At 66.7% G+C, this 15,166-nt stretch carries 12 protein-coding genes; 8 read left to right on the top strand and 4 right to left on the bottom strand.

Annotation, left to right across the window (positions count from 1 at the left end; genetic code table 11):
• The first annotated feature begins 82 nt into the window (after positions 1-82).
• The 5 genes from secD (at position 83) to AC5Y2L_RS27070 (ending at position 8,006) form a co-directional block, all read left to right on the top strand.
• Positions 83-1,894: a protein translocase subunit SecD gene (gene secD / locus AC5Y2L_RS27090; RefSeq protein ID WP_499939432.1), complete on the top strand. Its 1,812-nt coding sequence runs from the start codon at positions 83-85 to the stop codon at positions 1,892-1,894.
• Between the two features lie 4 nt (positions 1,895-1,898).
• Positions 1,899-3,362 (top strand): protein translocase subunit SecF, encoded by a 1,464-nt coding sequence (secF, locus tag AC5Y2L_RS27085; protein ID WP_499939434.1) that lies wholly within the window; start codon positions 1,899-1,901, stop codon positions 3,360-3,362.
• A gap of 4 nt (positions 3,363-3,366) precedes the next feature.
• On the top strand, positions 3,367-5,007 hold the full coding sequence (locus tag AC5Y2L_RS27080; protein ID WP_499939436.1) for an ABC transporter substrate-binding protein: 1,641 nt from the start codon (positions 3,367-3,369) through the stop codon (positions 5,005-5,007).
• Complete coding sequence (locus AC5Y2L_RS27075; RefSeq protein ID WP_499939437.1) at positions 4,989-5,534, top strand: adenine phosphoribosyltransferase; 546 nt, start codon at positions 4,989-4,991, stop codon at positions 5,532-5,534. The genes AC5Y2L_RS27080 and AC5Y2L_RS27075 overlap by 19 nt, the downstream gene beginning before the upstream one ends.
• 81 nt (positions 5,535-5,615) lie before the next feature.
• Positions 5,616-8,006 carry a RelA/SpoT family protein gene (locus tag AC5Y2L_RS27070; RefSeq protein WP_499939438.1) on the top strand — a complete coding sequence of 797 codons (2,391 nt, stop codon included), beginning with the start codon at positions 5,616-5,618 and terminating at the stop codon, positions 8,004-8,006.
• 131 nt (positions 8,007-8,137) lie between these two features.
• Here the strand turns inward: AC5Y2L_RS27070 and AC5Y2L_RS27065 are convergent, their stop codons facing one another.
• Both AC5Y2L_RS27065 and AC5Y2L_RS27060 read right to left on the bottom strand, forming a co-directional pair.
• The gene (locus tag AC5Y2L_RS27065) at positions 8,138-9,826 is read right to left on the bottom strand and encodes a protein kinase domain-containing protein (protein WP_499939440.1); all 1,689 of its coding nucleotides are present in this window, start codon (positions 9,824-9,826) and stop codon (positions 8,138-8,140) included.
• 46 nt (positions 9,827-9,872) lie between these two features.
• The gene (locus AC5Y2L_RS27060; protein ID WP_499939441.1) at positions 9,873-10,751 is read right to left on the bottom strand and encodes a peptidylprolyl isomerase; all 879 of its coding nucleotides are present in this window, start codon (positions 10,749-10,751) and stop codon (positions 9,873-9,875) included.
• Between the two features lie 74 nt (positions 10,752-10,825).
• Between AC5Y2L_RS27060 and AC5Y2L_RS27055 the strand changes: the two genes are divergently transcribed.
• Together AC5Y2L_RS27055 and hisS are read left to right on the top strand one after the other, a co-directional pair.
• Complete coding sequence (locus AC5Y2L_RS27055; RefSeq protein ID WP_499939443.1) at positions 10,826-11,494, top strand: MBL fold metallo-hydrolase; 669 nt, start codon at positions 10,826-10,828, stop codon at positions 11,492-11,494.
• A gap of 3 nt (positions 11,495-11,497) precedes the next feature.
• On the top strand, positions 11,498-12,760 hold the full coding sequence (gene hisS, locus AC5Y2L_RS27050) for a histidine--tRNA ligase (RefSeq protein ID WP_499939444.1): 1,263 nt from the start codon (positions 11,498-11,500) through the stop codon (positions 12,758-12,760).
• Between the two features lie 43 nt (positions 12,761-12,803).
• Here the strand turns inward: hisS and AC5Y2L_RS27045 are convergent, their stop codons facing one another.
• Entirely contained in the window at positions 12,804-13,241 is a 438-nt protein-coding gene (locus AC5Y2L_RS27045) for a VOC family protein (RefSeq protein ID WP_499939446.1), read from the bottom strand.
• A gap of 205 nt (positions 13,242-13,446) precedes the next feature.
• On the opposite strand from AC5Y2L_RS27045, the gene AC5Y2L_RS27040 reads away from it, so the two are divergent.
• Positions 13,447-14,817: an HNH endonuclease signature motif containing protein gene (locus AC5Y2L_RS27040; protein ID WP_499939448.1), complete on the top strand. Its 1,371-nt coding sequence runs from the start codon at positions 13,447-13,449 to the stop codon at positions 14,815-14,817.
• Between the two features lie 18 nt (positions 14,818-14,835).
• On the opposite strand, the gene AC5Y2L_RS27035 is transcribed toward AC5Y2L_RS27040, so the two are convergent.
• Positions 14,836-15,166: alpha/beta fold hydrolase family protein (locus tag AC5Y2L_RS27035; protein ID WP_499939450.1), on the bottom strand; the 331-nt coding region annotated here is incomplete at its 5' end.

Here is a 15,166-nt window from a genome sequence, read left to right as displayed (position 1 = left end):
GAAGGACGGGTGAAACCGCCACGTAGTCTTTCCGGAGGCTCTGTCGTGGGCAACAACCGATTCGCAAGGAGATCTAAGGAACGTGGCATCGTCTTCGGCGCCGGTGCACCCCTTCCGCTACCTGTCGGTGTTCCTGGGCATACTCATCGTGGTTTACCTGCTGGTGTTCCTCACCGGCGATCAGAAGGCCGCTCCCAAGCTGGGCATCGACTTGCAGGGTGGCACCCGGGTCACACTGACCGCGAGAACGCCGGACGGCTCCCGCCCCACCCGTGAGGCGCTGGCCCAGGCGCAGCAGATCATCAGTGCGCGGGTAAACGGGCTCGGCGTCTCCGGGTCCGAGGTCGTGGTCGACGGCGACAACCTGATCATCACGGTCCCCGGCACCAACGGCAACGAGGCCCGCAACCTGGGACAAACCGCACGGCTGTACATCCGGCCGGTGACCCAGGCGCTTCCCGTGCAGCAGCCCAAGGAGCCGCCGAAGCCCAAGCAGCCGGCCAGCCCGGCCCCCGGTGGGCAGCCGCCCGGTGGCCAGCCGCCGCCTGCTCAGCCTGCCCCGACGGGCGCCCCGCCACCCGCGCCGGCGCCGGCGCCGCAACCGCGTCCCTACCCCCAAGACCCAACGCCGCCACCCAGCCCGCCCCCGGCACCTGGCGCTTCAACTCCGGCCCCCACCAGTGGGGCTCCGTCGACGGCGCAGCCGCCACCAGGTCAGGCCCCGCCGGCTCAGGCGCCCCCAGCTGAGGCGCCAGCGCCCCCCGATCCGCGCAAGGAGCTCGCCGAGCGCATCCAAGAGATGAAGGAATTCAGGCAGAGCAGCAACCCGTACATTCAGATGGTCGCGCTGCGATACATGGCCGCCCACTGCGGCAACGACGACATCCTGGCCGGCAACGACGATCCGAAGCTGCCGTTGGTGACGTGCGGGACGGACCACAAGCAGGTGTATCTACTGGCGCCTTCGATCATCAGCGGCGACCAGATCCAGGATGCGACGTCGGGCATGAACCAACAGGGCCTGGGCTACGTCGTCAACCTGCAATTCAAGCCCGGCGCTGCGGATACCTGGGCTAAGTTCACCGAAAAGAACGTCGGCACGGCTACCGCCTTCACTCTGGACTCTCAGGTCGTCAGCGCTCCGGTGATCAAGGAAGCGATCCCCGGCGGACGGACCCAGATCAATGGTGGCGATCCGCCGTTCACCGCCGCGACCGCCAAACAGCTGGCCAACGTGCTCAAATACGGGTCACTGCCGCTGTCCTTCGAATCCTCGGAAGCCCAAACTGTCTCGGCCACACTGGGATTGACGTCGTTGCGGGCCGGTCTGATCGCGGGTGGGATCGGCTTGCTGCTGGTGCTGCTGTACTCGTTGGTGTATTACCGGGTGCTGGGACTGCTGACTGCTTTGTCGCTGATCGCTTCGGGCGCAATGGTTTTCGCGATCCTGGTATTGCTGGGCCGAGCTATTAACTACACCCTGGACCTGGCCGGCATCGCGGGTCTGATCATCGGTATCGGCACCACGGCGGACTCGTTCGTCGTCTTCTTTGAACGCATCAAAGACGAGATCCGCGAAGGCCGTTCGTTCCGGTCGGCGGTTCCCCGCGGATGGGTGCGGGCCCGCAAGACGATCGTGTCGGGCAACGCCGTCACCTTCCTCGCCGCCGCGGTGCTGTACTTCCTGGCGATCGGCGAGGTGAAGGGATTCGCCTTCACCCTGGGTCTGACCACAATCCTCGACCTGGTGGTGGTGTTCTTGGTGACCTGGCCGCTGGTATACCTGGCCTCCAAGTCCCCGACGCTGTCCAAGCCGGCGTACAACGGCCTGGGCGCAGTTCAGCAGGTCGCCCGAGAGCGCCGTGCTGCCAGTCGATCGACGGAACGGGTGTAACGCAATGGCAGCTGACCCGAGCAAGAAATCGGCCGGCGCGACGTCGGACGAGGCCACCCAGGAGACGACGAAACCGTCCGCCAAGCCCGTCGCCAAGAAGCCGGCCGGCAAACCGGCCGCCAAGAAGGCGACATCGAAGTCCGCATCGAAGACCACCGACCTGGAGAAGACCGTCGCTGCGGCCGAGATCACCGAATCCGCCGCCGTGGTCCCCGAATCGAAGGCCGCCCAACCAGGCGCCCAGCCGCCGCACCACAGCCTGCTGGCCCGGCTGTACACCGGAACCGGCGCGTTCGAGGTGGTGGGACGGCGCCGGCTGTGGTACGGCATCAGCGGTGCGATCGTCGCGATCGCCGTCGTCAGCATCATCCTGCGCGGCTTCACGTTCGGGATCGATTTCAAGGGCGGCACCACGGTGTCGATGCCCGCCAACGGCGCCAAGGGCACGGTTCAGACCAGCCAGGTGCAGGACGTCTTCCGGAAGTCCATCGGCCGTGACGCCGAAGCGGTCGTCCTCGTCGGCAACGGCGCGTCGGCGACGGTGCAGATCCGTTCCGAAACCTTATCCAACGACCAGACGGCGAAGCTGAAAACCGCGCTGTTCGACGCGTTCCAGCCCAAAGGCGCCGACGGAAAGCCCAGCAAGCAGGCGATCAGCGACTCGGCGGTGTCGGAGACCTGGGGCGGTCAGATCACCAAGAAGGCGCTGATCGCCCTGGTGGTGTTCCTGGCGCTGGTCAGCATCTACATCACCGTGCGCTACGAGCGCTACATGGCGATCTCGGCGCTGACGACCATGGTCTTCGACCTGACCGTCACCGCCGGCGTGTACTCGTTGGTGGGATTCGAGGTCAGCCCGGCCACGGTCATCGGCCTGCTGACCATCCTGGGCTTCTCGCTCTATGACACCGTCATCGTGTTCGACAAGGTCGAGGAGAACACGCACGGCTTCCAGCACACCACCCGGCGCACCTTCGCCGAACAGGCCAACCTGGCGATCAACCAGACGTTCATGCGCTCTATCAACACCAGCCTGATCTCAGTGTTGCCGGTGCTGGCGCTGATGGTGGTCGCGGTGTGGCTGCTCGGCGTGGGCACCCTGAAGGACCTGGCGCTGGTGCAGCTGGTCGGCATCCTGGTCGGCACTTACTCGTCTATCTTCTTCGCCACTCCGTTGCTGGTCACCCTGCGGGAACGCACCGAACTGGTGCGCACCCACAGCCGCCGGGTCGCCAGGCGGCGAGGCCCCAGCTCCTCGACGGCAAGCGTCAACGAGGACACCGAGAAATCCGACCAGCAGACCAAACCCGCTGCGGATGACGACGCGGCCGAGGAGACCGTCGAGGCCGTCACGCAGTCGGCGGCGACCAAGGCCGTAGCGTCGAACAAGCCGGCGCCGGGCGCCCGGCCGGTGCGGCCCACCGCTGCCAAACGTCCGACCGGCAAGCGAAACGCTGGCCGGCGTTAGACACATGGTCGGCTACCGGTGGACGCTCGTTGGTCTGACGGCGACGCTGACGGCGGCTCTCACGATGACCGCATGCTCGAGCGGCGCTGCCGGCCACATCGACTACGTCGTCGACGGCTCGCTGATCACGTACAACACCAACACCGTCGTCGGAGCCGCTTCGGCCGGAGCGCAGGCATTTGCTCGCACGCTGACGGGTTTCGGGTACCACGGCCCCGACGGGCAGGTCGTCGCCGACCACGACTTCGGCACCGTCTCGGTGGTCGGCGGCGCGCCGCTGGTGCTCGACTATCAGATTGCCGACAACGCCATCTACTCCGACGGCAAGCCGGTGACCTGCGACGACCTGGTGCTCACCTGGGCGGCCCAATCCGGGAAGTTTCCCGCCTTCGAAGCCGCCACCCAGGCCGGCTATGTCGACATCGCCAATATCGAGTGCATCCCCGGGCAGAAGAAGGCCCGGGTTTCGTTCATCCCCGACCGCAGCGTGGTCGACTACGCCCAGCTCTTCACCGCGACCTCGATGATGCCGTCACACGTCATCGCCGACCAGCTGAAAGTCGACGTGACTGCGGCGTTGCTGGGCAACAAAATTCAGGTGGTCAACGAGATCGCCAAGCTGTGGAACACCATCTGGGACCTCAAGCCGGGTATCGATCTCAAGCGGTTCCCCTCGTCGGGACCGTACAAGATCGAGTCCGTGCTCGACGGCGGCACCGTGGTGCTCACCGCCAACGATCGATGGTGGGGTCCGAAGGCGGTCACCAAGCGAATCACCGTGCGGTCGCAGGGACCCGACATCCAGGATCGGGTCAACCGACGCAACGTAGACGTGGTCGACGTCGCCGCCGGTTCCTCGGGATCGTTGGCCACCCCGGACAACTACGAGCGCATCGATTCGCCCTCGGCCGGCATCGAGCAGCTGATCTTCGCGTTGCAGGGGCCTCTCGCGTTGGCTCGTGAGCGCCGCGCGCTGGCGCTGTGTACTCCGCGTGACGTTATCGCCAGGGACGCGGGCGTGCCGATCGCCAACTCGCGACTGTCCCCGGTGTCCGACGACGCCGTCGCCCAAGCCGACGGCGCCGCGCAGGCCGGCCAGTTCAGCAAGGGGGATCCGGTCGCGGCCCGCAATGCGCTCAATGGCGCTCCGCTGTCGGTGCGAATCGGCTACCAGCGGCCCAACGCAAGGTTGGAGACCGCCGTCGGCGCGATCGTCAAGTCGTGTGCCGCCGCGGGAATCACCGTCACTGGGGTGACCGTCGACTCCCCGGGGCCGCAGGCCTTGCGGGAGGGAAAGATCGACGTGTTGCTGGCCAGCACCGGCGGCGCCACCGGCAGCGGATCCAGCGGATCGTCGGCCATGGACGCCTACACCCTGCACAGCGGCAACGGCAACAACCTCTCGGGCTATGCCAACCCGCAGATCGACGGCAACATCAGCGCGTTGGCGGTGTCGGCCGACCCCGCCGAGCGGGTCAGGCTGCTGACCGAGAGCGCGCCGATCCTCTGGGGCGACATGCCGACCTTGCCGCTGTACCGGCAGCAGCGCACGCTGTTGATGTCGAAGAAGATGTACGCGGTAAGCAAAAACCCGACCCGCTGGGGCGCCGGCTGGAACATGGACCGATGGGCCCTGATGCAGTGACGGGCGTTCAGGTGGCCCGAGTCATCGCCTCGCTGACCCGCGACGTGGCGGATTTCCCGCAGCCCGGCGTGCAGTTCAAGGACCTCACCCCGCTGTTCGTCGACCGGGACGGCATGGCGGCGGTAACCGACGCGCTGGCCGGCATCGCATCCGATGCCGACCTGGTGGCGGGCATCGAATCCCGCGGGTCACTGGTGGCGGCGGCCACCGCGGCCCGGCTCGGCACCGGCGTACTTTCCATTCGCAAGAGCGGCAAGCTACCGCCGCCGGTGCTCAGCGAGCACTACACCAGGGAATACGGCGACGCCGCCATGGAGATCCCCGCCGATGGCCTCGACCTGCGGGGTCGCAGCGTCATGATCATCGACGACGTGCTGGCCACGGGTGGCACCCTGGGTGCGGCGCAGCGGTTGCTCGAGCGCGTGGGGATGAATGTGCTCGGGGCCGCGGTGCTCGTCGAGCTTCAAGCGCTGGGCGGTCGCGAGGCGCTTTCGCCGTTGCGCGTGCACAGCTTGAGCGTCGCCTGACTCCGCGCTGGCGTCGATCTCGGTGCGACGCCGGGGTTCAGCGATATCCTCGAATAACGAAGCGACTTTCGGAGGTTTGACGTGGCGGACGAGCAGAGCACAGCGCAAGCCGTTGCTGCGCCGCCCGCCGAACCTGCCGACGAAGCGGTTGCGCAGCCCGTCACCGAACCACCCGAAACTCCCGAGCCGCCGGTAGAGACCCTCAAGAGCACCAGCAGCGCCTCTCGTCGGGTGCGGGCCCGGCTGGCCCGCCGGATGACGGCCCGCACCGGCGCCATCAATCCCGTCCTCGAGCCGCTGGTGGCGGTGCACCGGGAGATCTACCCGAAGGCCAACCTGTCGCTGTTGCAGCGGGCCTTCGAGGTTGCCGACCAGCGGCACGCCACGCAATTACGCCATTCCGGCGATCCCTACATCACCCATCCGCTTGCCGTCGCCAACATCCTGGCCGAGTTGGGCATGGACACCACCACGCTGGTGGCCGCGCTGCTGCACGACACCGTCGAGGACACCGGGTACACGCTCGAGGCACTGAGCGAGGAATTCGGCGAAGAGGTCGGCCATCTTGTCGACGGGGTGACCAAACTGGACCGCGTCGTGCTGGGCAGCGCCGCCGAGGGCGAGACCATCCGCAAGATGATCACCGCGATGGCCCGCGATCCGCGGGTGCTGGTGATCAAGGTGGCCGACCGGCTGCACAACATGCGCACGATGCGGTTCCTGCCGCCGGAAAAGCAGGCGCGCAAGGCCCGCGAGACGCTGGAAGTCATTGCGCCCCTGGCACATCGGCTTGGTATGGCCAGCGTCAAGTGGGAGCTGGAGGATTTGTCCTTCGCGATCCTGCACCCGAAGAAGTACGAGGAGATCGTCCGGCTGGTCGCCGGCCGCGCCCCGTCCCGCGACACCTACCTGGCGAAGGTGCGAACCGAGATCGTGAACACCCTCAACGCGTCGAAGATCAAGGCGACGGTGGAGGGGCGTCCCAAGCACTACTGGTCGATCTACCAGAAGATGATCGTCAAGGGTCGCGACTTCGACGACATCCACGACCTGGTCGGCATCCGGATTCTGTGCGACGAGATCCGGGACTGTTATGCCGCTGTGGGCGTGGTGCATTCGCTGTGGCAGCCGATGGCGGGGCGGTTCAAGGACTACATCGCCCAGCCCAGATACGGTGTCTACCAGTCGCTGCACACTACCGTCGTCGGGCCGGAAGGCAAACCGCTGGAGGTGCAGATCCGCACCCGCGACATGCACCGCACGGCGGAATACGGTATCGCCGCACACTGGCGCTACAAGGAAGCCAAGGGCCGCAACGGCGTTCCGCACCCGCATGCCGCCGCCGAGATCGACGACATGGCGTGGATGCGTCAGCTGCTCGACTGGCAGCGAGAGGCCGCCGACCCGGGCGAGTTCCTGGAGTCGTTGCGTTACGACCTTGCGGTACAAGAGATCTTCGTGTTTACCCCCAAGGGTGATGTCATTACGCTGCCCAACGGGTCTACGCCGGTGGACTTCGCCTACGCGGTGCACACCGAGGTCGGCCACCGCTGCATCGGCGCCCGGGTCAACGGTCGGCTGGTCGCGCTGGAACGCAAACTCGAAAACGGGGAAGTCGTCGAGGTTTTCACGTCGAAGGCGCCCAATGCCGGGCCGTCGCGGGACTGGCAGCAGTTCGTGGTGTCGCCGCGGGCCAAGACGAAGATCAGGCAGTGGTTCGCCAAGGAACGTCGCGAAGAGGCACTCGAGGCCGGCAAGGAGGTCATGGCCCGCGAGGTCCGCCGGGGTGGACTTCCGTTGCAGCGCTTGGTCAATGGCGAGTCGATGGCGTCCGTCGCCCGCGAGCTGCACTACACCGACGTGTCGGCGCTCTACACCGCGATAGGCGAAGGACATGTGTCGGCGCGGCATGTCGCGCAGCGGCTGCTGGCCGAGCTCGGCGGCATCGACCAGGCCGAAGAGGAACTGGCCGAGCGGTCCACGCCGGCCACCATGCCGCGCCGCCCCCGGACCAACGAAGACGTCGGCGTTTCGGTACCCGGCGCACCCGGCGTGCTGACCAAGCTCGCCAAGTGCTGCACCCCCGTGCCCGGCGACCAGATCATGGGTTTCGTCACCCGTGGTGGTGGCGTCAGCGTGCACCGCACCGACTGCACTAACGCTGCGTCCTTGCAGCAGCAGTCCGAGCGCATCATCGAGGTGCTCTGGGCACCGTCGGCATCGTCGGTGTTCCTGGTGGCCATCCAGGTCGAAGCGCTCGACCGACACCGGCTGCTGTCGGACATCACGCGGGTGCTGGCCGACGAGAAGGTGAACATCCTGTCCGCCTCCGTGACCACGTCGGGTGACCGGGTGGCGATCAGCCGGTTCACCTTCGAGATGGGCGACCCCAAGCATCTGGGGCATCTGCTCAACGTCGTCCGCAACGTCGAAGGTGTCTACGACGTCTACCGGGTGACGTCGGCCGCCTAGCTGGCGCGTTTGCCGCGTTTGCCGCGCCGAGTCTGCGCTGACGGCGCCCAAACTGCGCCCACGGCGTCGGATCAGCGGTTGTCCTGGCCCTCAGCGCAGGATCACCACGGGCCGCATTCCATGCTCAGCCTTCATTCCAAGCGCACCGACTTGATCGTCACCGGGGTGACCGCAATTCCGTCCTGACGGCCTCCGACCACGCCGGCCCTGGCCACCTTGTCGAGGGTCTCCAGGCCGCTAGGGTCGATGTGGCCGAAAACGGTGTACTGCGGCGGTAGCTGGGAGTCGCGAAAGACCAGGAAGAACTGACTGCCGTTGGTGTTTGGTTCGGTGTTCCACATCGCCACTGTCCCGCGGGGGTAGATAACTGGCTGGTGTAGCGCCGGATCACCGGGTGGGTACTGGTTGGCGGGGTATTCGTCGGCGAAGCGGTAGCCCGGGCCGCCAGTGCCGTCGCTGTTGGGACCGCCGCATTGCAACGTGCCGACCGTCGCCGAGGTGGTCAGTCGGAGGCACTGCGTGCCGTCGAAGAATCCTTGCTGCGCCAAGCTGATGAAGCTGTTGACGGTGCACGGCGACTTTCCGTTGTCCAGGATCAAGTCGATGTCGCCTTGATCGGTCGCCATGTTGACATTGACCTCGACCGGGGTGGTCGGCACTTTGCCCGATCGCGGCGGTTTCGCCGGTTTGCTGTCCGGCGCAGGCGCCGACGGGTACTGGCAGTCGGCACCCAGATCACTCGGCGGGTTGAACGGCGGCAACCGCGGCACGTTCGAAGCCGGTGCCGTCGAACCGGCTGCCGTCGTCGTCGATCCCGTGTCAGGCGCTGCATTGTCGTGATGCGTCGTGAGTCCGGCGACCAGCGCGACCACCGCAATCACCACCAGGCTCGGCCCGGCGATCAGGCCCGTGATCAGGATCGCGGATCTACGCTTCGATGCGGCCGGCGTAGGCGTGGGGTGCTGTGGCCGTGTTCCCGGTGGCGCGCCGGGCGTCAGTGCGCCTTCCAGTGCCGCTCTGGCCGCGCGGGCGAGCTCAGGTGCCGTCTGATACCGCTGGGCGGGGTCCTTGGCCATGCCCCGGGCGATCACCTGGTCGAACGCCGGCGGTATCCCGGGTGCCATGGTCGACGGTCGAGGCGGTGGGTAGTCCAGGTGGCCCCTGAGCTGTTCTTCGATGGTGCTGCCCGGGTAGGGACGCTGTCCGGTCAGGCATTCGTACAGCACGCAGGTCAGCGAATACACGTCGGCACGCAGATCGGTTGTGCCCCAAAAGCGTTCGGGGGCCATATAATCCAGGGTCCCCATGGTCTGGCCGCTGTGCGTGAGTGCGGTGTCGGTCGCGGTGCGCGCGATCCCGAAGTCGATCAGATACACGAAATTCCGCGCATTGGCGACCAGGATGTTCGACGGCTTGACATCGCGGTGTACCAATCCGGCGCGGTGCGCGCTATCCAGTGCGGCGGCGACTTGTTCGACCACCGCGACCGATTGCGCAGGGCTTAGCCGTCCGCCGTTTTCGGCGATATAGGTGGCCAGATCCCGGCCCTCGATCAACCGCATGTCGACGTACAGCTGGCCGTCGATCTCGCCGTAGCCATGGATGGGCACGATGTTCGGGTCGTTGAGGCTTGCGGCCGTCCGGGCCTCGCGTCGGAAGCGTTCCTGGAACTCGCGGTCCTCCGCCAGGAGCCGGGGGAGCACCTTGAGGGCCACTACCCGGCCGGTGGTGGTGTCGTAGGCGCGGAAGACCTGGCCCATACCGCCGTGGCCCAGCACTCCCTGTAATCGGTATCGCCCGAATTCGTCTGGCGTGGCCACGCAACGACCTTAAGCTGTCCGGCACCGCGGGCCGGTGTGGCCCGCCTTAGTCGAGCTTCACTGACGTGATGGTCACTTCGGTGGCCGGGGCGCCGTCTTCAAGGCCGTCGGCGACGCCGGCCTTGGCGATCTTGTCCAGGGTGGCCAGCCCGTCATCCTGAATCTTTCCGAAGATGGTGTAGTCGGGTGGCAGCACCGAATCCCGGTACACCAAGAAGAACTGGCTGCCGTTGTCATGCTGATTGCCGCTATGAGCCATGGCCAGCGTGCCACGCGGATAAAGCATCGGCTGCTGGAGCTTGGGGTCGTCGGGCGGGAACTGGTTGGTCGGATACTCGTTTTCGAACTGGTAACCGGGGCCTCCGGTGCCGTCGCCTTTCGGATCGCCGCATTGCAGGACAGCTAGCGCGGGGGAGGTGGTCAGCCGGTGGCATTTGGTGCCGTCATAGAAGCCCTGCCCGACCAGACTGGCGAAACTGTTGACGGTGCACGGTGATTCGGCACTGAACAGCAGTAGACCGATCTTGCCCTGGTTGGTCACCATGCTCACGCTCGTAGGCGTGGCCTCGGTTGGCAGTTTGCCGGTCTTCGGGAGCTTGACCGGCTTGGGTGACTTGTCCCGCGACGGCGGGTACTGACAGTTGGCGCCCAGGTCGGCCGGCGGCTTGTTCGACGGCAATGGTGGAGCCAGCGGCTTGCTGGGCGCCGCGCTGCTGCTGGTGGTGCCGGCCGCCGAAGGCTTGCTCTTGTGGTCGTTCTTGTTGATCACCACGACGACGACTACCGCCGCTATCACGGCAATCGCTGCGACAGCGGCACCGATGATCAACAACTGCCGGCGCCTCTTGGCCTGCTTGGCGCGGCGCTCCAGCTGCCGTTCGAGTTTGCGTTTGGCTGTCGCACGTCGCTGTCGGTTCGTCGGCACGGCCGATATCTTTCCATAGCGTTTCCGGACGGCCCGCATCGTCGCCGGTGGCCGGGAATGGGAAACTGGGAAACGTGTTGATCACCGGATTTCCCGCCGGGTTGCTGGCCTGCAACTGCTACGTGCTGGCCGAACGGCCGGGAACGGACGCCGTCATCGTCGACCCCGGCCAACGGGCGATGGGCCAGCTGCGCCGCATCCTCGACGAGAATCGGCTGACGCCGGCCGCGGTCCTCCTGACGCATGGGCATATCGACCACATGTGGTCGGCACAGAAGGTGTCCGACACGTTCGGCTGCCCCACCTACATCCATCCCGAGGACCGATTCATGCTCAGCGACCCCATCTATGGCTTTGGCCCCCGGGTGGCCCAGCTGGTCGCCGGCGCGTTCTTCCGCGAGCCCAAGCAGGTGGTTGAGCTGGACCGCGACGGCGACAAGATCGACCTGGGAACGGTGTCCGTCAACGTCGACCACACCCCGGGACACACCCGCGGATCGGTGTGCTTCCGGATCCTGCAGGCGGCCAAGACCGGAGCCGACGTCGTCTTCTCCGGCGACACGCTGTTCGAGGGTTCGATCGGGCGCACCGACCTGTTCGGCGGCAGCGGCCGCGACCTCTACAACTCGATCGTCGAAAAACTGTTGGTGCTCGACGACCAGACCGTGGTGCTACCCGGGCATGGCAACGCCACCACCATCGGCGCCGAGCGGCGACACAACCCGTTCCTCGAAGGCCTGTAGCCGGTGACCGACGCTTTCTCGGCACCCAAGGGGATACCGGACTACGTCCCGCCGGACTCGGCGCAGTTCGTCGCGGTGCGCGACGGCCTTCTGGATGCCGCCCGACGGGCCGGTTACGGCTACATCGAGCTTCCCGTGTTCGAGGACACGGCGCTGTTCGCGCGCGGCGTAGGGGAGTCCACGGACGTGGTGTCCAAGGAGATGTACACCTTCACCGACCGCGGCCACCGCTCGGTGACGCTGCGGCCGGAAGGCACCGCGGGTGTGGTGCGCGCGGTCATCGAGCACGGCCTGGACCGCGGCACGCTGCCCGTGAAGCTGCGGTATTCGGGCCCGTTCTTCCGCTACGAGCGACCGCAGGCCGGGCGTTACCGTCAGCTGCAGCAGGTCGGGGTCGAGGCGATCGGCGTCGACGATCCGGCACTCGACGCCGAGGTGATTGCCGTCGCCGACGCTGGGTTCCGGTCTTTGGGGCTCGATGGCTTCCGGCTGGAAATCACCTCGCTGGGCGACGACACCTGCCGACCGGCGTACCGAGAGTTGTTGCAGGAGTTCCTGTTTGGCCTTGAACTCGACGCGGACACGCGGCGACGGGCGGAGGTCAACCCGCTGCGGGTGCTCGACGACAAGCGACCCGAGGTGCGCGCCATGACGGCTGACGCGCCGGTGCTGTTGGACCACCTTTCCGACGAGGCCAAGCAGCACTTCGACACGGTGCTTGCCCACTTGGACGCTTTCGGGATCCCGTACGTGATCAACCCGCGCATGGTGCGCGGCCTGGACTACTACACCAAGACCACGTTCGAGTTCGTGCACGACGGCCTCGGTGCGCAGTCGGGCATCGGTGGCGGTGGCCGCTACGACGGGCTGATGCGTCAACTCGGCGGACAGGACCTGTCCGGCATCGGGTTTGGGATCGGCGTCGATCGGACACTGTTGGCGCTGCGCGCCGAAGGCAAGAGCGTGGGGGAGGTGTCCCGGTGCGACGTGTTCGGGGTGCCGTTGAGCGACGCGGCGAAATTGCGGCTGGCGGTGCTGGCTGCGGAGTTGCGCGGTGTTGGCGTCCGTGTCGACCTGGCCTACGGTGACCGCGGGCTCAAGGGTGCGATGCGCGCCGCCGACCGTTCGGGAGCGCGTTTCGCGCTGGTTGCCGGCGACCGTGACCTCGAAGCCGGCACGATCGGGGTGAAGGATCTCGCGACGGGGGATCAGGTGTCAGTGCCGTTGGATTCGGTTGTGGCCGAGGTGCTTTCGCGGCTGGATTAGGCGGCCTGGTTGCAGGTAGGTCGGCGCCTGGCCGCAACGCCGGTCAGGTCTTCGTCAGCTCCTCGGCGAGCATCACGATGATGCCGCTCGGGCCGCGGACGTAGGTGAGTTTGTAAACGTCCTCATAAGTCGCTACACCCCGCAGCGGGCGGCAGCCGTGCCTTGCGGCGATCTCCAGCGCCTTGTCGATGTCGTCGACCGAGAAGGCGACGCGATGCATGCCAATCTCGTTGGGCCGCGTGGGCTTCGACTCGATGGCTTCAGGGTGGATGTACTCGAAGAGCTCGATGCGACCGTGACCGTCCGGCGTCTGGAGCATCGCAATCTTGGCGTGATTGCCGTCAAGACCAACGGCAGTGTCGGTCCATTCGCCGCTGACCGTGTCACGGCCGATGACCGTGAGCCCCAGGTCGGTGAAGAAGGCGATCGTTGCTTCGAGGTCGCGCACCGCGATGCCCACATTCTCAAGTTTGATGCCCATGGGTGGCATGCTATCGAGCCGCACGATCAGACATTCGGGCCGTCCCTGGAGGGACAAAGCTAGGATTTCCGCGCCGTTGCCGCTGAAATCGCTTGTGTCACTTCGGTTCTGCGGTCGCCTTCTGGTTTGTCCACAGTTGGCTGTTTATCCACAGCGGCGCTCGTTGGCGGCTGGTCGTGTCACCGGGCGGGCATATTATTCGAACATGCGTTCGGGTAGTGGTGAGGAGATCGCCGAGGCGTTCGCCGCCCTGCACGCCGCCCGCGAACGGGTCAACGGCTTGTCCTTCGATGCGCTGAGCACCCCCGAGCGGCTGGTCTACCTCGAGCACCTCGAACGCGACGCGCGCCGGGCGCCGGTGGCCGGCCACGCGCTGATCAACCAGCTCGCCGCGCAGGCCGATGAGAAAACCCTGGGCGGGCGGCTGCCCGCCGTGCTGGCCGCCCGGCTGCGGATCAGCCGCGCCGACGCCCGTCGGCGGGTGGCCGAAGCCGCCGACCTGGGTCCCCGCCAGGCCTTGACCGGTGAGGTGTTGCCCCCGCTGTTGACCGCCACCGCCACCGCGCAGCGCCACGGGCGCATCGGCGCCGAGCACATCAAGGTCATCCGCGGGTTTCTGCACCGCCTGCCCGGCTTCGTGGATGTCGCCACGCGCGAGCACGTGCACGCCGATCTGGCCGCCAAGGCCGCCCAATTCGGGCCCGAAGACCTCGCGCAACTGGCCACCCACGTCATGGACTGCATCCACCCCGACGGTGACTTCACCGACACCGACCGCGCCCGGCGGCGCGGGCTGTGGCTCGGGCGCCAAAGCGCCGACGGCATGTCCCGGCTCACCGGCTATCTGACCCCCGAAGCCCGCGCCACCCTCGAGGCGGTGTGGGCCAAACTGGCCGCCCCGGGCCTGTGCAACCCCGACGACGAAACCCCCGTCGTGGACGGTCCCGCCCCCGACGACACCGCGCGGCGCGATCTGCGCTCGGCGGCCCAACGCCAGCACGACGCCCTCAACGCCGCCCTGCGCGCCCTGTTAGCCAGCGGCAGTCTGGGCCAACACAACGGCTTACCCGCCTGCATCATCGTCACCACCACGCTCAAAGACCTCGAAGCCGCCGCCGGCACCGGACTCACCGGCGGCGGCACCTTGCTGCCCATGTCCGATGTGATCCGCCTGGCCCGCCACGCCCACCACTACCTGGCCATTTTCGACCACGGCAAGGCGCTGGCGCTGTATCACACCAAGCGGCTGGCCTCCCCCGGACAACGCATCGTGCTCTACGCGAAGGATCGTGGCTGCACCCGGCCCGGCTGCCCGATGCCCGGCTACCAATGCGAAGTCCACCACACCGAAGACTGGGCCACCACGCATTACACCGACGTCAACAAACTCGCCTTCGCCTGCGGCGCCGACCACCCCCTCATCGAAGACGGCGGCTACACCACCCACACCCGCGCCGACGGCCACACCGAATGGATCCCACCCCCACACCTCGACCACGGCCAACCCCGCACCAACCCCTACCACCACCCCGAACGCATGCTCCGCAAAGAAGACGACGCAGATGACGACCCTTAGCGTCCAGCTTGCGGCTGCTTAACGCGATGCCAGGCGGCAACGCTCGACGAGGATCTCGGCAAGCCGTTCCGGCTCGCTGACCATCAGGCAATGACAGGTGTCCATAGGGATGAGCGTTTGCACACCGCCGAGCGCGTCGATGTATTGGCGCTGCATTTTCGCCGAAAGGGCACGATCTCGCAGGGTCATGATCCAGGTACGCGGAATGTCGTCGGGCATACCTTGCCGTGTCACCTTTTCGGCGAGCATTCGCGCGGATTCCGCATATACCTTGCCGGCCATGAACCTGCGTCGGGCCCGGGGAACTCCGTTGAGATAGGTCAAGCGCATTCCCACGGCGGGTGTTCGG

The sequence above is a fragment of the Mycobacterium sp. NGS66 genome (assembly GCF_059812225.1).
Note: the sequence above shows the minus strand (reverse complement) of the source record. Positions and strands in the feature narration are given on the sequence as shown.